The following is a 21825-nucleotide window of genomic DNA, read 5'->3' on the forward strand; positions in this document are numbered from 1 at the left end:
GCGCCGCCATCCGCGCCCCGGCCGCCGGGGCGCGGGCCTCGTGCCGCCCGCAAGCCGCGTTCCGTCCCGCTACACCACACTGACACCATGATTCTTCTACAGCTTGTCTACAGCGGTATCGCGCTGGGCATGATCTATGCCGTCATCGCGTTCGGATACCAGCTCACCTTCGCCACCTCGGGCACCCTGAACTTCGGCCAGGGCGAAGCCCTCATGCTGGGCGCGCTCGTCGGCCTCACGCTGGTCGGACTGGGCGTGAACTACTGGGTGATGATTCCCATCGTCTGCATCTTCGGCTTCGCGCAGGGCGCGCTGGTCGAACGCGTGGGCGTGCGGCCCGCCATCAAGACCCGCTCCGAGTTCGGCTGGATCATGGCCACCATCGCGCTGGGCATCATCTTCAAGAACGTGGCCGAGAACATCTGGGGCCGCGACGACCTGCGTTTCCCTTCGCCCCTGCCGGAGGCGCCGATACAGGTGCTGGGCGCCAACGTTCTGCCGATGGAGCTGCTGGTGGTGTTCGGCGCGCTGGCCATGATGCTGCTGGTGGAGCTGTTCAACCGCAAGTCCATCTACGGCAAGGCCTTCGTCGCCACCTCGAACGACCGCGACGCCGCCGGCCTGATGGGCATCAACACCGGCATGGTCATCACGTTCTCGTACGCGCTGTCTTCGCTGACCGCCGCATTCGCCGGCGTGCTGGTGGCGCCGCTGACGCTGACTGGCGCCACCATGGGCGCGGTGCTGGGCCTGAAGGCCTTCGCGGTCGCCATCATCGGCGGCCTGTCCAGCGGCATGGGCGTGGTGGTGGGCGGACTCATCCTGGGCATCGCCGAGACGACCACCGGCTTCTATCTGTCGACGGGGTACAAGGACGTGCCCGGACTGGTGCTGCTTCTGCTCGTGCTGACGTTCAAACCCGCCGGCCTGTTCGGCAAGACCGCGATCAAGAAGGTGTGACGATGAAACCCCTGCACCTCCTGCTTTCCATCGTGGCCGTGGCCTGCCTGGCCGCCGTGCCCCTGGGCGTCACCAACACGTACTACCTGCACCTGATCGAAACCATCATGATCTACGCGATCCTGCTGTTCGGGCTCGACATCGTGGTGGGCTATACCGGCCAGGTCTCGCTCGGCCATGCCGGCCTGTTCGGCATCGGCTCGTACGTGGCCGGCGCGCTGTTTTTCCATCTGCAGCTGCCGATCTGGGCCACACTTCCGGCGGCCATCCTGATCGCGGCGGCCTTCGGCGCGGTGCTGGCGCTGCCCGCGCTGCGGGTCACGGGACCATACCTGGCCATGGTCACGCTGGCGTTCGGCACCATCATCCAGATCCTGATCAACGAGATGACCTTCCTGACCGAAGGCCCGCTGGGCATCAAGATCCCGAAACCGTCGATCGCCGGGCACATCCTGACCAAGAGCGAGTACTTCTGGCTGGTGGCCGCGTTGCTGGTGCTGTCGCTGATCGTGGTGCACCGCATCCTGAAATCGCACCTGGGCCGCTCGTTCGAGGCCCTGCGCGACAGCCCGATCGCCTCGGACTGCATGGGCGTGTCGGTGTACCGGCACAAGGTGTTCGCCTTCGTCATCAGCGCCGGCTTCGCCGGGCTGGCGGGCGCGCTGTACTCGTACTCGGAACAGTACATTTCGCCCAACACCTACAACTTCGAGCTCACCATCCTGTTCCTGCTGGCCATCATCATGGGCGGGCGCAAGAGCCGCACGGGCGCGCTGCTGGGCGCCGCCATCATCGTGCTGCTGCCCAAGATGCTGGACGACATCGCCACCTTCCGCCTGATCGCGCTCGGCGTGGCGATCGTGGTCGCCATCGGCAGCGCGGTGGCCGTCTCCAAGGGCCGCGCCGAACCGCGCCGGGTGGCCGTGCCGGTGGCCGGCACCATCGTGCTGGCGATTTTCGCGTACTGGCTCGATGCCGTGACCGACTGGCGCCTGACGATCTTCGGCGCCATGATCCTGTTCGTCGTGTACTACCTGCCGGACGGCATCGTGGGTTTCGTGCGCAATCTGTTCTTCTCGGGACGCCGCAGCGCGCTGGCGGTCGAATCGGAGCTGGTCAGAACCCAGGACGCCGTGCCCGACGCGGCCCGCGGCAAGAACGAAACCCTGCTGGCGGCCAAGGGCGTGCTGATGCAGTTCGGCGGCCTGAAGGCGCTGAACCAGGTCGACCTGACCGTCAGGCGCGGCACCATCCACGGCCTGATCGGACCGAACGGCTCGGGCAAGAGCACCATGATGAACGTGCTGACGGGCATCTACGTGCCGACGGCCGGCGCGGTGGAATTCGCCGGCAAGTCGCTGGTGGGCCTGGCGCCGGCGGACATCGCCGAGGCGGGCATCGCGCGGACCTTCCAGAACGTGCAGCTGTTCGGCGAAATGACCGCGCTGGAGAACGTGCTGGTCGGCCTGCACCACACCTTTACCACCGGACTGGCCGGCATCGCGCTGCGCACGTCCCGATGGAAGGACGAGGAACGGCGCGCCCGCGCGCGCGCCATGGCGCTGCTGGAATTCGTCGGCCTCCAGTCCCTGGCCGGCGAAGAAGCCCGCAACCTGCCCTACGGCAAGCAGCGCCTGCTGGAGATCGCGCGCGCGCTGGCGCTGGACCCGCAGCTGCTGCTGCTCGACGAGCCGGCGGCCGGCCTGACCGCGCCCGACATCGTCGAACTGCTCGCCATCATCCGCAAGGTGCGCGACCACGGCCTCACGCTGATCCTCATCGAACATCACATGGACGTGGTGATGGGGGTCTGCGACACCGTGTCGGTCCTGGACTTCGGGCAGAAGATCGCCGAGGGGCTGCCCAACGAAGTGCAAAGCGACGCCAAGGTCATCGAGGCGTATCTGGGCGGCGCGCCCGCCTGACGCCAGGGAGACGACAACATGCTATCGATCAAGAATCTGGAAGCGGGCTACGGCAAGGTGAAGGTGCTGCACGGCATCAGCATGGAGGTGCCCAAGGCCAAGGTGGTGACGCTGATCGGCTCGAACGGCGCCGGCAAGACGACCACCATGCGCGCGCTCTCGGGCATGATCCGCCCCGCCGCGGGCGAGGTCACGCTGGGCGGCAGGCGCATCGACGGGCTGGAGTCCCACCGTATCGCGCGGCTGGGGCTGGCGCACTCGCCCGAGGGCCGGCGCGTGTTCCCCACCCTGTCGGTGACCGACAACCTGCTGTTGGGCGCCTTTCCGCGCCTGAGCGGCAGCCGCCCCAAAGGCGACGTCCAGGCCGACCTGGGCCGCGCCATGGACCTGTTCCCGCGCCTGAAGGAACGCCGCACCCAGCTCGCCGGCACGCTCTCCGGCGGCGAGCAGCAGATGCTGGCCATGGCCCGCGCCGTGATGCTCAACCCCGAAGTGGTGCTGCTGGACGAACCGTCGATGGGGCTGGCGCCGATCCTGGTGGAAGAAGTATTCAGGATCATCGAGCGGCTCAAGAGCGAGGGCGTGACGATGCTGCTGGTGGAGCAATTCGCCGCCGCCGCGCTGAACGTCGCCGACTATGGTTACGTGCTGGAGAACGGGCGGATTTCGGTGCACGGCAGCGCCGACAAGCTCAAGCACGATCCGGCGGTGGTGGCGGCGTATCTGGGGGGATCGCATTAGGGAGGGCGGCAGATGGGTTGCGCGCGTTCGATATCCGTAGGATGGGTGTAGCGCGAGACATTCAACATAAGAAACCCGCGGCCGAACGCGCGCAACCCATCAGGCGCCGCCCGTCCCATCCTCCGCCCCACGATCCGACCCATACCCTTTCAGCCCGTCCAGGTCCAGCACCCGCACCGCCCCGTACTCCACATTCAGCAGGCCGGCTTCTTCCAGCTTGCGCAGGGCCTGGTTGGCGCGCTGGCGCGATACCCGGGCCAGATAGCCGACCTCTTCCTGCGTAATCGTCAATCGCATCCCCATGCCGGGATACAGCAAGGGGTTGAACAGCTCGGCCAGGCAACGCGCCACGCGCGCGTCCGGGTCCAGCAGGCGGTCGTATTCGGCCTTGCCGATGAACTGCGCGACGCGCTCGTTCAACTGATGCAGCAGATAACGGTTGAAGGGAATGCTGGTGTCGAGCAGCCAGTCGAAGGTGGCCGCCGGCAGGCGCGCGACCACCGAGTCGCGCAGCGCGACGATGTCGTATTTGCGGATCTCGCGCTTGAGCAGCGAACCTTCGCCGATCCAGCCGCCGGCCGGCACGCCGGTCAGCGATGCGACCTTGCCTTCGGCATTGCCCACCGACACCTTGACCAGCCCCGCCAGCACGCCGATCCAAGCCTGTGCGAGCTCCCCTTTGCGCTCTATGATCGAGCCGGCGGCGGCCTGCTGCACGGTCAGGTCCCGCTCGACCCGCGATTGCTGGTCGCGGTCGAGCACGCGAAACCAGGCCGCGGCGAGTTGCAGGGAGTCGGCTAGCTGCATCGGGAATACCCTAAAAGGTCCTTGAATGTCGCGATGGTGACAGTTGGTAGCAACCCAACCTTATACCTTAAGTCCTGCCGTAAATCTAAAACCAACTGGTCAAGCGCCCATCGCCAGCGCCGCCCCGCGCGGCCCCGGCCCGTAGCGCCCAAACCGGAGGAGACAACGTGGCACATACACCGCCCGCATCCGCCCGGATGCCGGCGGCGTCGGATACTTTTCCGGCGCTGCTGTTCACGCATGCCAAGGTGCGCGGGTCGCGGCCCGCGATACGCGAAAAAGATCTGGGGATCTGGCAAACCCTTACGTGGTCGGAAGTGGCCGAGCACGTACGGCGCGTCGCCAATGGCCTGGCCGCCCTGGGCATCCAGCCCGGCATGCACGTGGCCGTGGTCGGCGAGAACCGGCCGCGCCTGTACATGGCCATGATGGCCACGCAGTCGCTGGGCGCGATCCCGGTGCCGCTCTACCAGGACGCCGTAGCCCAGGAAATGGTCTACGTGCTGCAGGACGCCGAGATCAGCGTCGCCGTGGTCGAGGACCAGGAACAGGTCGACAAGATGCTGGAGATCCGCGAACAGTGCCCCGCGCTCGGGCGCGTGGTGTTCGACGATCCGCGCGGCCTGCGCCACTACGCCGACGACATGCTGATGTCGTATGAAAAGCTGGAAGCGCTGGGCGACGAATACGCGGCCAGGCACCCCGGCTTTCTGGACGCCGCCATCGCCGCGGTGCAGCCGCAGGACCCCGCCGCCATGTTCTACACCTCGGGCACGACCGGCAAGCCCAAGGGCGTGGTGTTGACCCACCATGCGCTGATCGACCGTGCGCGCGCCGTCTCCGAACTGGAAAAACTGACCGACCAGGAAGACGTGCTGGCCTATCTGCCGCCGGCCTGGATCGGCCAGAACATGTTCTCGTACACGCAGCTGCTGGTCACCGGCTTCACCGTCAACCATCCCGAGTCGCCCGACACCGTGTCCATCGACATGCGCGACATCGGCCCCACCTATTACTTCGCGCCGCCGCGCGTGCTCGAAGGCCTGCTGACCCATGTGATGATCCGCATGGAAGACGCCGGCCTCATCAAGCGCAAGCTGTTCGCCAGCTGCATGAAGCTGGCGCGCCGCGTCGGCACCCGCATCCTGGACGGCGAATCCGTCGGCGCGTGGGACCGCCTGCGCTACGCGCTGGGCAATGTGCTGATCTACGGCCCGCTGCGCAACGCGCTGGGCATGAGCCGCGTGCGCGTGGCGTACACGGCGGGCGAGGCCATCGGCCCCGACCTGTTCGTGTTCTACCGCTCGATCGGCATCAACCTGAAGCAGCTGTATGGTTCCACCGAGACCTCGGTGTTCGTCTGCGTGCAGCCCGACGGCCACGTGCGCGACGACACCGTCGGCCCGCCGGTCGACGGCGTGGAGATCCGCGTGGCCGAAAACGGCGAGATCCTGGTCAAGAGCCCCGGCCTCTTCAAGGAGTACTACCGCAACCCGGAAGCGACGGCCGAGGCCCGCAGCGCCGACGGCTGGTTCCATACCGGCGACGCCGGCTATCTGGACACCGATGGCCAGCTCAAGATCATCGACCGCGCCAAGGACGTGGGCAAGCTGGCCGACGGCAGCCTGTTCGCGCCCAAGTACATCGAGAACAAGCTCAAGTTCTTCCAGCACATCAAAGAGGCCGTGGCCTTCGGCGCCAACCGCGACGACGTCTGCGCCTTCATCAACATCGACCTGGAGGCCGTGGGCAACTGGGCCGAGCGCCGCGGCATGCCCTACGCGGGCTATACCGACCTGGCCTCCAAGGACGAGGTCTACCAGCTCATCGCCGACTGCGTGGAGCAGGTCAACGCGGATCTCGCCACCGATCCCAAGCTGTCGGCCTCGCAGATCAGCCGCTTCCTGATCCTGCACAAGGAGCTCGATCCCGACGACGACGAACTGACCCGCACGCGCAAGGTGCGCCGCGCCTTCATCGCGCAGAAGTACGGCGTGCTGATCGACGCGCTGTACGGCGGCAAGCAGTCGCAGTTCATCGAGACCGAAGTGAAATTCGAAGACGGACGCACCGGCAAGATTTCGGCGGACCTGAAAATCCGCCCGGTAAAGACGTTTCCCGCCATCACCGCCCGAGCCGCGTAGACCATGAGCCACAACGACCGCGACCAGCGTATCGGCGACGTCATGCTGGACATGCAGAACATTTCCCTGTCGTTCGGCGGCGTCAAGGCGCTGACCGACATTTCCTTCAACGTGCGCGAACACGAGATCCGCGCCATCATCGGCCCCAACGGCGCCGGCAAGAGCTCGATGCTCAACGTCATCAACGGCGTCTATACGCCGCAGGAAGGCGCCATCGCCTTCCGCGGCGAGCACTTCTCGCGCATGAATCCGCGCCGCGCCGCCGAAATGGGCATCGCGCGCACCTTTCAGAACCTGGCGCTGTTCAAGGGCATGAGCGTGCTGGACAACATCATGACCGGCCGCAACCTGCGCATGAAGTGCGGGCTGCTGGCGCAGGCCTTCCGCCTGGGCCGCGCCGAGCGCGAGGAAATCCAGCACCGCGAGTTCGTCGAGAACATCATCGACTTCCTGGAGATCCAGGCCTACCGCAAGACCCCGGTGGGCCGGCTGCCCTACGGCCTGCAAAAGCGCGTGGACCTGGGCCGCGCGCTGGCGATGGAGCCGCGCCTGCTGCTGCTGGACGAGCCCATGGCCGGCATGAACATCGAAGAAAAGCAGGACATGAGCCGCTTCATCCTCGACGTGAACGACGAATTCGGCACCACCATCGTGCTGATCGAGCACGACATGGGCGTGGTCATGGACATCTCCGACCGTGTGGTGGTGCTGGACTACGGCAAGAAGATCGGCGACGGCAAGCCGGACGAGGTCCGGGCAAACGAAGAAGTGGTCAAGGCCTATCTAGGCGTGTCGCACTGAGGCGGACAGACATGGGATTTTTTCTAGAGACCTTATTCGGCGGCCTGATGAGCGGCATGCTGTACGCGCTGATCGGCCTGGGCTTCGTGCTGATCTTCAAGGCTTCCGGCGTCTTCAACTTCGCGCAGGGCGCGATGGTGCTGGTGGCCGCGCTGTCCATGGCGCGTTTCTCGGAGTGGCTGCCGCAATGGCTGGGCTTCGACAACATGATCCTGGCCAACGTGCTGGCCTTCATCGTCAGCGCCGGCGTGATGTTCCTGCTGGCCATGGCCATCGAACGCTACGTGCTGCGCCACCTGGTCAACCAGGAGGCCACCACCCTGCTCATGGCCACGCTGGGCATCAGCTACTTCCTGGACGGCCTGGGCCAGATCACCTTCGGCAGCTCGGTGTATTCCATCAACGTCGGCATGCCCAAGGACCCGCTGCTGATCCTGGACTCCGTGTTCGAGGGCGGCCTGCTGATCAACCTGGAAGACCTGACCGCGGCCGTGATCGCCGCCCTGCTGGTGGCGACGCTGGCGCTGTTCTTCCAGTACACCTCGACCGGCCGCGCCCTGCGCGCGGTGGCCGACGATCACCAGGCGGCGCAATCCATCGGCATTCCGCTGAACCGCATCTGGGTCATCGTCTGGAGCGTGGCGGGCCTGGTGGCGCTGGTGGCCGGCGTGATCTGGGGCTCGAAGTTCGGCGTGCAGTTCACCCTCTCGACCGCGGCGCTGCGCGCGCTGCCGGTGGTGATCCTGGGCGGGCTGACCTCGGTGCCGGGCGCCATCCTGGGCGGCCTGATCATCGGCGTCGGAGAAAAACTGTCGGAGGTCTACCTGGGGTCGCTCGTGGGCGGCGGCATCGAAATCTGGTTCGCCTATGTGCTTGCGCTGGTGTTCCTGCTGTTCCGTCCGCAAGGGCTGTTCGGCGAGAAGATCATCGACCGGGTCTGAGGAATAAAACATGTTCTATCGCGAAAACGGCCAATTCAAGACCAGCTATCGCAGCGACCAGCAGATCTTCCCGATCCGCCAGGACCGCATCTTCATCTGGCTGCTGCTGGCGGCGGCCTTCATCGCCGTGCCGGCGCTGGCCAGCGACTACCTGCTGCGCGCCATCCTGATCCCGTTCCTGATCCTGGCGCTGGCCGCCGTGGGCCTGAACATCCTGGTGGGCTATTGCGGCCAGATCTCGCTGGGCACCGGCGCCTTCATGGCCGTCGGCGCCTATGCGGCGTGGAACTTCGGCGTGCGCTTTCCCGAGATCCCGCTGATCGTGCAGATCCTGCTGGGGGGCTTCTTCGCCACCATCGTCGGCGTGGTCTTCGGCATACCCAGCCTGCGCATCCGCGGCCTGTACCTGGCGGTGGCGACGCTGGCGGCGCAGTTCTTCGTGGACTGGGCGTTCCTGCGCATCCCGTTCTTCACCAACTACTCCTCGTCGGGCAACGTGTCGGTGCCGCCGCTGCACTTCTTCGGCCTGCCGGTGCAGAGCGCGCTGGAGAAGTATCTCTTCGTGCTGGCGCTGGTGGTGGTATTCAGCCTGCTGGCCAAGAACCTGGTGCGCGGCGCCATCGGCCGCCAGTGGATGGCGATCCGCGACATGGACGTGGCGGCCTCGGTCATCGGCATCCGCCCCATGTACGCCAAGCTCACGGCGTTCGCGGTCAGTTCGTTCATCGTCGGCGTGGCCGGCGCGCTGTGGGGCTACATCCACCTGGGTTCGTGGGAACCGCTGGCCTTCGACCTGGGGCGTTCGTTCCAGCTGCTGTTCATGGTCATCATCGGCGGGCTGGGCTCGATCATCGGCAGCTTCTTCGGCGCCGCGTTCATCGTGCTGGTGCCGGTGGCGCTGACCAACGTGCCGCACATGCTGGGCCTGTCGCTGTCGGTGGACACCGCGGCGCACGTCGAGCACATGGTGTTCGGCGCGCTGATCGTGTTCTTCCTGATCGCGGAACCGCATGGACTGGCCCGCCTGTGGAGCATCGGCAAGGAAAAACTCCGCATCTGGCCCTTCCCCCACTAGCACATTGCTGTACTGAATACCCGGCTCAAGACCGGGCCAACCCCGGTGTCCCAGGGTTCATGGACCCAACACCACGCAGGAGGTAAATGGAGATGAAGCGTCTTAACCTGAAGTTGGCGGCAGCCCTGGTGGCCGCAGCCGGCGCCGTTGGCGCCGTGGCCACGCCGGCGATGGCGGCAGAAGAGCAGTTCGTTCCGCTGCTGGTGTATCGCACCGGATCCTTCGCCCCGCTGGGGATTCCCTGGGCGGACGGCAAGCTGGACTACCTGAAGCTGGTCAACGAACGCGACGGCGGCGTCAACGGCGTCAAGATCACGTACGAAGAGTGCGAAACCGCCTACGCCACCGACCGCGGCGTGGAGTGCTATGAACGCCTCAAGGGCAAGGGCACCGGCGCCTCGGGCTTCGATACCCAGTCCACCGGCATTACCTTCGCCGTCAGCGACAAGGCCATGGTCGACAAGGTGCCGGTCGAGACCATGGGCTACGGCCTGTCGCAGTCGGTCGACGGCAGCGTGTTCGAATGGAACTTCCCGCTGCTGGGCACGTACTGGACCGCGGCCGACGTGATGATCCAGGACATCGCCAAGAAAGAAGGCGGCATGGCCAAGCTCAAGGGCAAGAAGATCGCCCTGGTCTATCACGATTCGCCCTACGGCAAGGAGCCGATCCCGCTGCTGCAGAAGCGCGCGGCCAAGGAAGGCTTCGAGCTGCTGCTCTATCCCGTGACCGCCCCCGGCGTAGAACAGAAGTCCACCTGGCTGCAGATCCGCCAGGCGCGTCCGGCCTACGTGCTGCTGTGGAGCGCCGGCATCATGACGCCCACCGCCATCCGCGAAGCCCAGGCCAGCGGCTATCCGCGGGACAAGATGTACGCGATCTGGTGGGCCGGCTCCGAAGGCGACGTGAAGGACCTCGGCGACGTCGCCAAGGGCTACAACGCCATCACCATCCACAACAGCGGCGCCGACCACGACAAGGTCTACGACGACCTGAAGAAGTACGTCTACGACAAGGGCCAGGGCTCGGACAAGTCGGGCAACACCACGCTGGGCACCATCGCGCACACGCGCGGCATGATGATCTCGATGCTGCAGGTCGAGGCGATCCGCGCCGCGCAGGAAAAGTACGGCAAGGGCAAGGCGCTCACGCCGGAACAGGTGCGCTGGGGCTTCGAGAACCTCGACCTGACGCAGGAGAAGCTCGACAAGCTGGGCTTCGGCAAGATCATGCGCCCGGTCAAGACCTCTTGCGGCAACCACATGGGCGACGACTGGGCCCGCATCGTGCAGTGGGACGGCGCGAAGTTCAAGGTCGTCTCCGACTGGTACCAATCCGACAAGTCCATCCTGGACCCGATGGTGAAGGAAGGCGCCGCGAAGTACGCCAAGGAAAAGAACATCACGCCCCGCGAGTGCAAGTAGACCCCCCCCCCGAAGCGCCGGCGGCGCTTCCCCCCCAGGGGGGGCGCCGCAGGAGACCGGCAAAGCCGGATCTGCCGCGGCCCCGCTTGGGGGCGCTGGCTACATGCGGTGTCTGGCGTGCTTCGGGGAAGTTCTTTCTCTTTCTTTCGACTTTCGTATGAATCGATGGCCGGTCCTAGCGGGCCGACTTTCACCACGCAGCAGGAACGATCATGAACGCCACCAATATCGCCGCCGCTGACGCCCCCAAGGTGCTGCTCGACGTCAACGGCATCGAGGTGATCTACAACCACGTCATCCTGGTGCTCAAGGGCGTGTCCCTGCAGGTGCCGGAAGGCCGGATCGTGGCGCTGCTGGGCGCCAACGGCGCGGGCAAGACCACCACGCTGCGGGCGATCTCGAACCTGCTCAAGGGCGAGCGCGGCGACGTGACCAAGGGCTATATCCAGTACCGCGACCAGCGCATCGAAAAGCTGTCTCCGGCCGAGCTGGTCAAGCGCGGCGTGGTCCAGGTGATGGAAGGCCGCCACTGCTTCGCGCACCTGACCATCGAAGAGAACCTGCTGACCGGCGCCTATACGCGCAACATGGGGCGCGGCGACACCGCGGCGGCGCTGGACCGGGTCTACCAGTATTTTCCGCGCCTGAAGCAGCGCCGCGCCAGCCAGGCCGGCTACACCTCGGGCGGCGAGCAGCAGATGACCGCCATCGGCCGCGCGCTGATGGCCAATCCCAACATGATCCTGCTGGACGAGCCGTCCATGGGGCTGGCGCCGCAGATCGTGGAAGAGATCTTCGAGATCGTGCGCGACCTGAACCAGCGCGAGCGCGTCAGCTTCCTGCTGGCCGAGCAGAACACCAACATCGCGCTGCGCTACGCCGACTACGGCTACATCCTCGAAAACGGCCGCGTGATGATGGACGGCGCCGCCTCCGACCTGGCCGAGAACGAGGACGTCAAAGAGTTCTACCTGGGCATCTCCAGCGGCGAGCGCAAGAGTTTCCGGGACAACAAGTTCTACCGCCGCCGCAAACGCTGGCTGGCCTGATTCCTGACGCGGCGAAGCCGGCGCGGCCCGGCCCGCCGCCGGCAACGACACCGCAGTACGGCACACGAGAGGGTGCGATCCCATGTCCGAGTTTTTCGATGTTCTGGAAACCCGCCAGCCCGAGCAGCGCGAGCGCGATCTGATGGCCGCCCTGCCCGGCGCGATCGCCCGGGCCATGGCCCGGGCGCCGGCCATCGCCGAGCAATTGCGCGGCGTCGACCCCGCCACCATCACCTCGCGCGCCGCGCTGGCGCGCCTGCCGGTGCTGCGCAAGCACGAGCTGCTGGAACGCCAGCAGCACAGCCGCGGCGACGCGGCCGCGCCCGCCGGGCCGCGCAAGGCCTTCGGCGGTTTTTCCGCGATCGGCTGGGGCGAGGCGCTGCGCGTGTTCGCCTCGCCCGGCCCCATCTACGAACCGGAAAGCGCGCGCGCCGACTACTGGCGCTTCGCGCGCGCCCTGCACGCGGCGGGATTCCGCGCCGGCGAACTGGCCTACAACTGTTTCTCCTATCACTTCACCCCCGCCGGCTCCATGATGGAAACCGCGGCGCACGCCGTCGGCTGCAGCGTGTTTCCCGGCGGCACCGGGCAGACCGAACAGCAGGTGCGCGCGATCCAGGATCTCGCGCCCACCGGCTACACCGGCACGCCCAGCTTTCTCAAGATCATCCTGGAGAAGGCCGACGAACTCGGCGTGAAGCTGGATTCGCTGCGCCGCGCGCTGGTCTCGGGCGAGGCCTTCCCGCCGTCGCTGCGCGACTGGCTGGCGGCGCGCGGCATCGAGGGCTACCAGGCCTACGGCAGCGCCGACCTGGGCATGGTGGCCTTCGAGACGCCGGCGCGCGAAGGCCTGGTGCTGGGCGAGGACATCATCGTCGAGATCGTGCGCCCCGGCACCGGCGAGCCGGTGCCCGACGGCGAAGTCGGCGAGGTCGTGGTCACCACGCTCAATCCCGACTACCCGCTGGTGCGCTTCGGCACCGGCGACCTGTCGGCCGTCATGCCGGGCCTGTCGCCCTGCGGGCGCACCAATACCCGCATCAAGGGCTGGATGGGCCGCGCCGACCAGACCACCAAGGTGCGCGGCATGTTCGTGCATCCGTCGCAGGTGGCCGACGTGGCGCGCCGCCATCCGGAAATCCTGCGCGCGCGGCTGGTGATCAGCGGCAACACCGGGTCCGACCGCATGGTGCTCAAGGTGGAATCGCAGGACCGCAGCGAGGAACTCGGCCAGCGCATCGCGGAATCGGTGCGCGACGTCACCAAGCTGCGCAGCGACGTGCAATGGGTGGACGTCGGCAGCCTGCCGAACGACGGCAAGGTCATCGACGACGTGCGCACCTACGAATAGGCGGCCAGCGCCATCACGCCCTTGGCCAGCATCGCCGCGGCCACCACGGCGGCGAACAGCGCGAAACCCTGCTGCAGGCGGCGCGGTGCGAAGTGGTCGGCGACCGCGCGCCCGGCCAGCATGCCCAGCACCGCGGCCGCCGTGAACGGCGCCGCGATCGCCCAGTCCAGGTGACCGCCCGCCGCCGCGGCCACCACGCCGCTGGCCGACACCAGCGCGATCACGCCCAGCGAGGTGGCCACGATGGCCTGCATCGGCAGGTCGGTCGCGCGGCGCAGCGCCGGCACGATCACGAAGCCCCCGCCCACGCCCAGCAGCCCCGACAGGAAACCGGCGATCACGCCCGTGCCGGTCAAGGCGCGCGCGCAGGGCGCGGTCCAGCGCAGCCGGCCGGTGCCGGCGTTGAGCTGGCACGGCGGCACGCGCGTCGCCTGCACGGCCGCTGCCGCGGCGCCAGCGCCCTGGCGCCACATGCGCCACGCCACCAGGCCCAGCACGCCTGCGAAAACAATGGACAGCGGCGCGTTCGGCAGGCGCCGCGCGGCCCAAAGCCCCAGCGGCGACACGATGATGCCGGTCAGCGCCATGAAGCCCGCCGCCCGGTAGCGCACCTGGCCCTTGCGCAGGCCCAGCACCGCGCCGAGCGCGGCCGACAGGCCCACGGCCAGCAGGGCGATGGGCGCGGCCTGCGCCAGTTGCAGATGCAGGCCGAAGACCAGCAGGGGCACGGCCATGATGGCCCCGCCCGCGCCGGTCAGCCCGAGTATCAGGCCCACGCAGCCGCCCAGCGCCGCGCTGGCCGCCCAGACTGTCGCGATCATGGACGCGCGCTCAGTTGCCGAACGGCCGGGCGAGCCATTCACGGCCCTTCAACATGCCGTTCCAGTAGATCCACGGCAGCATCCTGGCCTTGAGGAACCAGGCGCTCTTGCGCGGCACGGTCGGGTCCAGCGGGAAGGTCGGCAGCAGCTTGCCGCCGTAGCCGAATTCCGCCAGCACGACGCGGCCGCGCTCCACCGTCAGCGGGCAGGAGCCGTAGCCGTCGTAGGCCACCGGCATGGCGTGGCCTTCGCGCAGCGCCAGCAGGTTTTCGGCGACCGTGACGATCTGCTTGCGCGCGGCCGCCGCGGTCTTGGCGTTGGTCGTGCAGATGCCGTCGCCCAGCCCGAACACGTTGGCGTGGCGGACGTGGCGCAGCGTGGCCGGGTCGACCTCGCACCAGCCGGCGGCGTCGGCCAGCGGGCTGTTCTTCATGAAGGCATGCGGCGTCTGCGGCGGCACGGCGTGCAGCATGTCGAAAGACTTCTCCACGCGCGCCACCGCGCCGTCTTCGCCCTTCACGTCGAACCAGGCCTTGCGGGCGCCGCCGTCCACGGCCACCAGCGCCGAATTGAAGGCCAGCGCGATGCCGTAGCTTTCCACGTAACGCATCAGCGGCGGCACGAAGGTCGGCACGCCGAAAAGCGCGGCGCCGGCCAGGTCGAACTCGACCTCGATGCGGTCCAGCACGCCGCTGCGCCGCCAGTGGTCGCACGCCAGGTACATCGCTTTTTGCGGCGCGCCGGCGCATTTGATGGGCATGGCCGGCTGCGTGAAAAGCGCCTGCCCGCCCTTCAGGCCGCGCACCAGTTCCCAGGTGTAGGGCGCCAGGTCGTAGCGGTAGTTGGACGTGACGCCCTGCCGCCCCAGCGTCTCGGTCAGGCCGTCCACCTGTTCCCAGGCCAGGCGCAGGCCGGGGCAGACGATGAGATGCTGGTAGGTCACGGCGCGGCCGTCGGCCAGCAGCACGCGGTCGGCCTCGGGTTCGAAGCCGGCCGCGGCGGCCTGCAGCCAGGTGGCGCGCGCCGGCATCACGTCGCGGGTCGCGCGCACGGTCTTGGCCACGTCGAAAGCGCCGCCGCCCACCAGGGTCCAGGCGGGCTGGTAATAGTGCTTGTCGCTGGGCTCGATGACCCCGATGCGCAGGTCCGGACGCCGGCGCAGCAGGCTGGCGGTCACGCCTATGCCTGCCGCGCCCCCGCCCACCACAAGCACGTCGAAATCTCGTTGGCTTTGCGTCATGGGCATGCTTGTCTCCATGCCGGTCTACCGGCTTTTGATTCTTTCAAGGATTGAAAATACCGCCATGCCGGCAAGCATGGCGGCCACGAACACCAGCGCCTCGCGCACGCCGGCCGACGCCGCCACCAGCGCGGGGCCCGGACAGAAGCCGGCCAGGCCCCAGCCCGCGCCGAACGTCAGGCTGCCCAGCGCCAGGCGCCTGTCGATGCGAGCGGCGGTCGGCCAGTGCAGCGGTTCGCCCGAAAGGCTGGCGCGACGGCGCCGCAGCACGGCGAAGCCGGCCGCCGTCACCAGCACCGCGCCGCCCATCACGAAGGCCAGCGACGGGTCCCAGGCGCCGGCGAGGTCCAGAAAACCCAGCACCTTGGCGGGGTTGGCCATGCCCGAGACGATCAGTCCCAGGCCGAACACCAGGCCCGATGCGAATGCGAACAAGGCGGCCATGTCAGCTGCCTCCCAGGTGGCGCAAGGCGTAGACGGTGACGAAGCCCGCCGCCATGAACAGCGCGGTCGCCGCCAGCGAACGCGGCGAGCCGCGAGATATGCCGCAGACGCCGTGGCCGCTGGTGCAGCCCGACGCATAGCGCGTGCCCAGGCCCACCAGCAGGCCGGCGGCGATCAGCCTGGCCGTGCCGGCTTCGACGGCGATGGCGGGCAGCGCCGCGCCCAGCCGGTACAGCCAGGGCGCGGCGAACAGGCCCGCCAGAAAGGACAGCCGCCAGCTCCGGCCCGCGCCCGCGGGCCCCAGCAGTCCGCCCAGGATGCCGCTGATGCCGGCGATGCGGCCCGCGCCGCCCATCATCAGCACCGCGGCCGCGCCGATCAGCAGGCCGCCCAGGGCGGAGGCAACAGGGGTGAAGGCCGGCCAGTCCAGCGTCACTTGAGCGACTCCATGGCGCGCCCGCAATACAGGCTGGACAGGGTCTTCATGACCTGGCTGACCTCGAAGCTGGCCATCTGGTAGTACACATACTTGCCGACGCGCCGCGTCGCCACCAGCCCTTCGTCGCGCAGCACGCCCAGCTGCTGCGACAGCGTGGGCTGGCGGATGCCGGTCAGCGCCTCGAGTTCGCCGACGTTGCGTTCGTTCTGCACCAGCTGGCACAGCAGCAGCAGACGGTCTTCGTTGGCCAGCGCCTTGAGCAGCGCGCAGGCCTGGGATGCGGATTCGCGCAGGACGGCGACCTCGCATTCGGTCAGCACTTCGTTCATTTGATGAGCATCAATCTGCCTGGAGGATGTTGATCATTATATTGACCGATAGAATATTCAACAATATTATTGAAAAACATATATTGTTTTATGCACGCAGCAATGCGCTGCCAGGCGAGCGTCCATGCCCTCTCATATCCAAGGCTTTTTCGACCCCGTCACCGCCACCATCACCTACGTGGTCCATGAAACGGCCCCGGGCGGCGCCTGCGCCATCATCGACTCCGTGCTCGACTACGATCCCAAGTCGGGCCGCACCAGCACCGGCAGCGCCGATCGCGTGGCCGACTACGTGCGCCAGCACGGCCTGAAGACCGAATGGCTGCTGGAAACCCACGCCCACGCCGACCACCTTTCGGCCGCGCCCTATCTGCAGCGGCAGCTCGGCGGCGTCATCGCCATCGGGCAAAGCATCCAGACCGTGCAGGGCGTGTTCAAGAAGATCTTCAACCTGGAGCCGGCGTTCCAGCTCGACGGCTCGCAGTTCGGCCACCTGTTCGCCGACGGCGAGGCCTTCCGCATCGGCGCGCTGACGGCGCAGGCCATCCACGTGCCGGGGCATACGCCGGCCGACATGGCCTACCTGATCGGCGACGCCGCCTTCGTGGGCGACACGCTGTTCATGCCCGACGTGGGCACCGCGCGCTGCGACTTCCCCGGCGGCGACGCCCATCAGCTGTACCGCTCCATCCAGCGCCTGCTGAGCCTGCCCGCCGAGACCAAGCTGTACATGTGCCACGACTACCCGCCCGCCGGCCGCGAAGCCGCCTGGCAGACCACGGTGGCCGAACAGCGCCGCGCCAACATCCATGTGCGCGACGGCATCGGCGAGGACGAGTTCGTGGCCATGCGCACGCGGCGCGACGCCACGCTTTCCATGCCCACCCTGATCCTGCCGGCCATCCAGGTCAACATCCGCGCCGGCCACTTCCCGCCGGCCGAAGACAACGGCGTGCGCTACCTGAAGATACCCGTCGACGCGCTCTGAACGGCGCGGGCTTGCGCCCCGGGCTTGCGTGCCCCGGACTTATCCCGCAAGATCGGCCGATCGCAGAAATGCCGACCGACGGACCGTCCATGTTTGCCGAAGCCGAAGCCGACCCCAGCCTCTCGAAAGAGGCATTCAAGCCGATGGAGGCGCGGCTGCGCGTCGCCCTGCTGAATGCGCAATACCAGCGTCTGGCCAAGGCCGACAAGACGCTGCTGGTGGTGGTGGCCGGCATCGACGGCGCCGGCAAGGGCGCCACCATCAACCTGCTCAACGAATGGATGGACCCGCGCCACATCAAGACGCTGGCCTACGGCCCGCGCGTCGGCGAGGAACTGGAACGTCCGCCGCTGTGGCGCTACTGGAACGATCTGCCGCCCAAGGGCAGCACCGGCATCGTGTTCGGCTCCTGGTACGCGCCGATGATCCTGGAGGCCATGCGCAAGCGGCCCGACCAGGACAGCATCGAGGCGCAGGCCGTCGCGATCCGGCGCTTCGAGGCGATGCTGGCCGCCGAAGGCGTGCAGATCGTGAAACTCTGGTTCCACCTGTCGGCCCAGGCCCAGAAGGCGCGCGCCAAGCGCCTGCTGGCCAGCCCCGAGACCTCGTGGCAGGTCAGCCCGGTCGACCTCAAGGTCTACAAGAAGTACGACCGCATCCGCAACGCCGGGCAGACGGTGCTGAACCATACCGACAGCGGCCATGCGCCCTGGGTCGTGATCCCCAGCGCCGACGAGCAGATGCGCACGGCGCGCACGGCCGAGGCGGTGCTGGCCGCCATGCGCCAGCGCGGCGTGCCGCGCATTCCGGCCAGCTTCGTGCCCCACTCGCGGCCGACGCGCGTGGCGGACCGGCTGGGCCAGCTGGACTATGACGCGCGCCTCGACAAGAGCGACTACGAATCCGAACTCGGATTGCTGCAGGGCCGGCTGGCGCGCGCGGCGCGCTCGCGCAAGTTCCAGGAGCGTTCGCTGGTGCTGGTGTTCGAGGGGCAGGACGCCGCCGGCAAGGGCGGCGCCATCCGGCGCGTGACGCATGCGCTGGACGCCCGCCAGTTCGACATCACGCCCATCGCCGCGCCAGGCAGCGAAGCGCTGGCCCGCCCCTATCTGTGGCGGTTCTGGCGCCAGGTGCCGCGCCATGGGCGCATCGCCATCTTCGACCGGTCCTGGTACGGCCGCGTGCTGGTCGAACGCGTCGAGAAACTGACCCCGCCGGCCCAATGGCGCCGGGCCTATGCCGAGATCAACGACTTCGAAGGGCAGCTGGCCGCCAGCGGCGCGCTGGTGCTGAAGTTCTGGCTGGCGATCACGCCGGACGTGCAGCTGGAACGGTTCAAGGAACGCGAGAAATCGCCGTTCAAGAATTTCAAGATCACCGCCGAGGACTGGCGCAACCGCGACAAATGGCAGGACTACGCGGCCGCGGCCAACGAAATGCTGGCCCGCACCGACGTGGCCCGCGCGCCCTGGCATGTGGTCTCGGCCAACGACAAACGCTACGCTCGCGTGCAGGTGCTGCGGCACATCGTCGAAGCCCTGGAAACCCAGCTCTGAAATCCCGCCGGAGGGCCCCGCCATGAGTACCGTAGAGATCCGACCCATCGTCGCCGCCGACTTCGACGCCTGGCTGCCGCTGTGGAAGGGCTACCAGGACTTCTACCGCGTCGACATCGACGACGCCGTCACGCGCAACACCTGGGCGCGCCTGCTGGACGGCGCGCAGCCCATGCACGCCGCGCTGGCCTACGACAGCGGCCGCGCCATCGGACTGGTGCACTGGATCTTCCACCGCTCGACCTGGACCGCCGGCGACTACTGTTATCTGCAGGACCTGTACGTGGCCCCGGACGTGCGCGGCGCCGGCGCGGGCCGCAAGCTGATCGAACACGTCTACGCGCAGGCGGCCGCGGCCAATTGCGCGCGCGTATACTGGCTGACCCATGAAACCAACGCCACCGCCATTCAGTTGTACGACCGCATCGCCGACCGCTCCGGCTTCATTCAATACCGGAAAACGCTGACATGAGCGCACGTGATCCCAACTGTCCGCTGTGCCAGGAAGACGGCGGCGCGCTGCTGTGGCGCGGCCCGCACCTGCGCATCATCGAAGTCGCCGATCCGGATTATCCCGGCTTCACGCGGGTGGTCTGGAACGGCCACCTGGCCGAAATGACCAGCCTGTCCACGCATGGACGCGACCTGCTGATGCGGGCCGTGTACGTGGTGGAGGAAACGCAGCAATCGATACTGTCGCCCGACAAGGTCAACCTGGCCTCGCTGGGCAATATGGTGCCGCACCTGCATTGGCATGTGATCCCGCGCTGGCGCGGCGACCGCCACTTCCCCGACGCGATCTGGGCGCCGCCGCGCGTGGCGCAGGGCGCGGAATCCGAGGAATGGAAGGCGCGGCGCGCGGAACTGCAGGCCCTGCTGCCGCGCTACCGCAACCGGCTGGTCGAGGCGATGAACGCCCTGCTCTGGCACTAGTGTGCTGTCCCGTAGATACGCCCGCACGAAATTCCCCCCTTGACGCCAGGGCGTCGTTGCAAATCCTCGCGATACCTACGGGTATCGCTGCGGTTTGCGCCTAGCCCTGACGCCAAGAGGAGAAATTTCGTCGTGCGGACGCATCTACGGGACAGCACACTAGCGCACTAGCGCGCGCCCAGTTCGGCCAGCCAGCGCGAGTAGGCCTGCTCGACCTGGCTGGCGGCGGTTTCCGCCGAGAACAACCCCTGCCCGCGTATCCAGTCTCTGCCTGCCCGGCCCATGCTCCGGCGCAGCCCGGGGTCGGCCAGCAGGCGCTCCAGCGCCGCCGCCAGCGCGGCCGGATCGCGCGGCGGCACCAGCAGGCCGGTCACGTCCGCCTGCATGGTTTCCGGCACCCCGCCCACGTTGCCGCCGATGACCGGCACGCCCATGGCCGCGGCCTCGATAAAGACGGTGCCCAGCGCCTCGCGCTGTGTGGGCAGCGCGAACACGTCGAAGGCCGCCATCACGTCGCCGATGTCGTCGCGCCGGCCCAGGAAATGCACGCGCGGCGCCAGCCCCAGCGAAGCCGCCTGCGCCTGCAGGCGCTCGAACAGCGGCATGCCGTCGCCCGCCAGCACCAGCCGGGCCTGCGGGAACGCGCCGGAAATGCGGTGGAAGGCCTCGATCAGGTCGGCGTGGCCCTTGTCCGCCCGCATCACGGCCACGCAGCCGATGACCAGGTCGTCCGCGGCCAGGCCCAGTTCGCGCCGGACGCAGACGCCCTGGCGCGCCTGCGGCAGCGCCACCGGCGAATAAATGGTGGCGATGGACGCGGGCCGCGCGCCGCCGTCGAGCAGCTGCTTGCGCACATAGGCGCTGACCGCGATGACGCGATGCGCCAGCCAGGTGTAGGCATAGAGCGAATTGATGGGCTTGGCCAGATGCCGCGTGCGCACGATCAGCGGCGTGCCGGCCAGGCGCGCCGCGATCGCGGCCAGCACGGTGTCGCGCCGGCTGTGCGTATTGACCACGTCGAAGCCCCCGCGCCGCAGCAGGCGCCGCACCGACGCCACGCCCCGCAGGAAATTGTGCAGGCCGTCCATGGGCATCAGGTGCACCGTGAACCCCGCCATGCGCAGGCGGCGGCCCAGTTCCGCCTCGGGCTGGCACAGCGCCTCGAGATGGTGGCCGCGCTCGCGCATGGCGATCATTTCCTTGTAGATGCAGAACTCCTGCCCGCCGAACGAAGTGGCGGCTTCGGTATGCAGGATGCGCAGGCCCGCGGCGGGCCGACGCGGCGTTTCGGCGGCGTTCAGCATGATGGGGAGGCGTCGTCCGTATCGCTCCAGCGGCGGCCCTGGTGCATCAGGTACGCGCCCAGGTAGGCGATGTCTTCGGGGTCCAGCGCGGCCGCACCCGTGGCGCAACATTCATGCGGGCACTCGGAGGCCTGCAGGCTGCCGTCCGCCCAGACGCGCGCCGCGCCCGTGCGGGAGAGGTCGAAACGCGCCCCGGCACGGGCCCAGGCGAGCAGGCGCGCGCTGGGCGCGAGCCTGTGGGTTCGGTAAACGCCGTGGGCGATGGGGCCGGCCGGCACGACGAGGGCGTCGCCGACATCTACCAGGCGGCTGGCGGCGCCGGGCCGGGCGGGGGTGTAGGTCAATACCGTGAGAGGAGATAAAGGCATGTACTGGCCGGCGTTGCCGGGACGGCTCGACCGAGGGGCGGATCGGAATGTCGGGAAAGGCCGATTGCGGGAATCGGCGGATGGTTATCGCGCGGTCATGCGCCTGGGCCAGACTCTAGTAGAGGATTTTCGGATACGGCAGGGGAATCGGTCCGAGACCGCGGGATAAAGATTGAATGCGAATC

Annotated in this window: 22 protein-coding genes; 14 read left to right on the forward strand and 8 right to left on the reverse strand. The window is 67.8% G+C overall.

All coding sequences use genetic code 11. From position 1 onward, the window contains the following. The first annotated feature begins 87 nt into the window (after window positions 1-87). Genes AC1M14_RS25225 through AC1M14_RS25235 form a run of 3 tightly spaced genes read left to right on the forward strand, consistent with a single transcriptional unit; the run spans window position 88 to window position 3626 of the window. Complete coding sequence (locus AC1M14_RS25225) at window positions 88-960, forward strand: branched-chain amino acid ABC transporter permease (RefSeq protein ID WP_102775191.1); 873 nt, start codon at window positions 88-90, stop codon at window positions 958-960. Between the two features lie 2 nt (window positions 961-962). Continuing rightward, window positions 963-2885: a branched-chain amino acid ABC transporter ATP-binding protein/permease gene (locus AC1M14_RS25230; protein ID WP_102775190.1), complete on the forward strand. Its 1923-nt coding sequence runs from the start codon at window positions 963-965 to the stop codon at window positions 2883-2885. 18 nt (window positions 2886-2903) lie between these two features. Beyond that, entirely contained in the window at window positions 2904-3626 is a 723-nt protein-coding gene (locus AC1M14_RS25235; RefSeq protein ID WP_102775189.1) for an ABC transporter ATP-binding protein, read from the forward strand. A gap of 99 nt (window positions 3627-3725) precedes the next feature. On the opposite strand, the gene AC1M14_RS25240 is transcribed toward AC1M14_RS25235, so the two are convergent. Continuing rightward, window positions 3726-4433, reverse strand: coding sequence for a Crp/Fnr family transcriptional regulator (locus tag AC1M14_RS25240; RefSeq protein ID WP_102775188.1), 708 nt, complete (start codon window positions 4431-4433; stop codon window positions 3726-3728). 167 nt (window positions 4434-4600) lie between these two features. Between AC1M14_RS25240 and AC1M14_RS25245 the strand changes: the two genes are divergently transcribed. The 7 genes from AC1M14_RS25245 (at window position 4601) to AC1M14_RS25275 (ending at window position 13218) form a co-directional block, all read left to right on the forward strand. Next, window positions 4601-6577, forward strand: a complete 1977-nt coding sequence (locus AC1M14_RS25245; protein WP_209165849.1) for an AMP-binding protein — start codon at window positions 4601-4603, stop codon at window positions 6575-6577. Between the two features lie 3 nt (window positions 6578-6580). Then, the gene (locus tag AC1M14_RS25250; protein WP_102775186.1) at window positions 6581-7378 is read left to right on the forward strand and encodes an ABC transporter ATP-binding protein; all 798 of its coding nucleotides are present in this window, start codon (window positions 6581-6583) and stop codon (window positions 7376-7378) included. An 11-nt stretch (window positions 7379-7389) separates the two neighbouring features. After that, entirely contained in the window at window positions 7390-8319 is a 930-nt protein-coding gene (locus tag AC1M14_RS25255) for a branched-chain amino acid ABC transporter permease (protein WP_479730633.1), read from the forward strand. A 10-nt stretch (window positions 8320-8329) separates the two neighbouring features. Then, window positions 8330-9394 carry a branched-chain amino acid ABC transporter permease gene (locus AC1M14_RS25260; RefSeq protein WP_102775184.1) on the forward strand — a complete coding sequence of 355 codons (1065 nt, stop codon included), beginning with the start codon at window positions 8330-8332 and terminating at the stop codon, window positions 9392-9394. Between the two features lie 86 nt (window positions 9395-9480). Next, entirely contained in the window at window positions 9481-10818 is a 1338-nt protein-coding gene (locus tag AC1M14_RS25265) for an ABC transporter substrate-binding protein (protein ID WP_102775183.1), read from the forward strand. Window positions 10819-11030: 212 nt separating this feature from the next. Beyond that, complete coding sequence (locus AC1M14_RS25270) at window positions 11031-11867, forward strand: ABC transporter ATP-binding protein (RefSeq protein ID WP_102775182.1); 837 nt, start codon at window positions 11031-11033, stop codon at window positions 11865-11867. A gap of 82 nt (window positions 11868-11949) precedes the next feature. Further along, complete coding sequence (locus AC1M14_RS25275) at window positions 11950-13218, forward strand: phenylacetate--CoA ligase family protein (protein ID WP_111826873.1); 1269 nt, start codon at window positions 11950-11952, stop codon at window positions 13216-13218. Here AC1M14_RS25275 and AC1M14_RS25280 read toward each other — a convergent pair. From AC1M14_RS25280 to AC1M14_RS25300, 5 genes are read right to left on the reverse strand one after another with little or no spacing between them, the layout of a single operon-like run. Then, window positions 13209-14039 (reverse strand): sulfite exporter TauE/SafE family protein, encoded by an 831-nt coding sequence (locus AC1M14_RS25280; protein ID WP_479730634.1) that lies wholly within the window; start codon window positions 14037-14039, stop codon window positions 13209-13211. The two genes, AC1M14_RS25275 and AC1M14_RS25280, sit on opposite strands and share 10 nt — an antisense overlap. A gap of 10 nt (window positions 14040-14049) precedes the next feature. Further along, the gene (locus AC1M14_RS25285; RefSeq protein ID WP_479730635.1) at window positions 14050-15285 is read right to left on the reverse strand and encodes an NAD(P)/FAD-dependent oxidoreductase; all 1236 of its coding nucleotides are present in this window, start codon (window positions 15283-15285) and stop codon (window positions 14050-14052) included. Between the two features lie 18 nt (window positions 15286-15303). Beyond that, window positions 15304-15723: a DUF6691 family protein gene (locus AC1M14_RS25290; protein ID WP_479730636.1), complete on the reverse strand. Its 420-nt coding sequence runs from the start codon at window positions 15721-15723 to the stop codon at window positions 15304-15306. A gap of 1 nt (window position 15724) precedes the next feature. Then, complete coding sequence (locus tag AC1M14_RS25295; RefSeq protein WP_479730637.1) at window positions 15725-16159, reverse strand: YeeE/YedE family protein; 435 nt, start codon at window positions 16157-16159, stop codon at window positions 15725-15727. Further along, window positions 16156-16491 (reverse strand): ArsR/SmtB family transcription factor, encoded by a 336-nt coding sequence (locus AC1M14_RS25300; protein WP_102775176.1) that lies wholly within the window; start codon window positions 16489-16491, stop codon window positions 16156-16158. Before AC1M14_RS25300 ends, AC1M14_RS25295 begins: the two co-directional genes overlap by 4 nt. Window positions 16492-16615: 124 nt before the next feature. Here AC1M14_RS25300 and AC1M14_RS25305 point away from each other — a divergent pair, with 124 nt between their 5' ends. From AC1M14_RS25305 to AC1M14_RS25320, 4 genes are all read left to right on the forward strand, one after another. Further along, window positions 16616-17479, forward strand: a complete 864-nt coding sequence (locus AC1M14_RS25305; RefSeq protein ID WP_102775175.1) for an MBL fold metallo-hydrolase — start codon at window positions 16616-16618, stop codon at window positions 17477-17479. Between the two features lie 89 nt (window positions 17480-17568). Beyond that, on the forward strand, window positions 17569-19035 hold the full coding sequence (pap, locus tag AC1M14_RS25310; RefSeq protein ID WP_102775174.1) for a polyphosphate:AMP phosphotransferase: 1467 nt from the start codon (window positions 17569-17571) through the stop codon (window positions 19033-19035). A gap of 22 nt (window positions 19036-19057) precedes the next feature. Continuing rightward, a complete protein-coding gene (locus tag AC1M14_RS25315) occupies window positions 19058-19507 on the forward strand; it encodes a GNAT family N-acetyltransferase (RefSeq protein ID WP_102775173.1) in 450 nt (149 codons plus the stop codon). Beyond that, entirely contained in the window at window positions 19504-19968 is a 465-nt protein-coding gene (locus tag AC1M14_RS25320; RefSeq protein ID WP_102775172.1) for an HIT family protein, read from the forward strand. The genes AC1M14_RS25315 and AC1M14_RS25320 overlap by 4 nt, the downstream gene beginning before the upstream one ends. A 167-nt stretch (window positions 19969-20135) precedes the next feature. On the opposite strand, the gene AC1M14_RS25325 is transcribed toward AC1M14_RS25320, so the two are convergent. Beyond that, complete coding sequence (locus tag AC1M14_RS25325) at window positions 20136-21272, reverse strand: glycosyltransferase (protein ID WP_479730638.1); 1137 nt, start codon at window positions 21270-21272, stop codon at window positions 20136-20138. Then, entirely contained in the window at window positions 21266-21640 is a 375-nt protein-coding gene (locus tag AC1M14_RS25330; RefSeq protein ID WP_479730639.1) for a hydrogenase, read from the reverse strand. Before AC1M14_RS25330 ends, AC1M14_RS25325 begins: the two co-directional genes overlap by 7 nt. Window positions 21641-21825 lie beyond the last annotated feature (185 nt).

The organism is Achromobacter sp. SX5 (assembly GCF_056711425.1).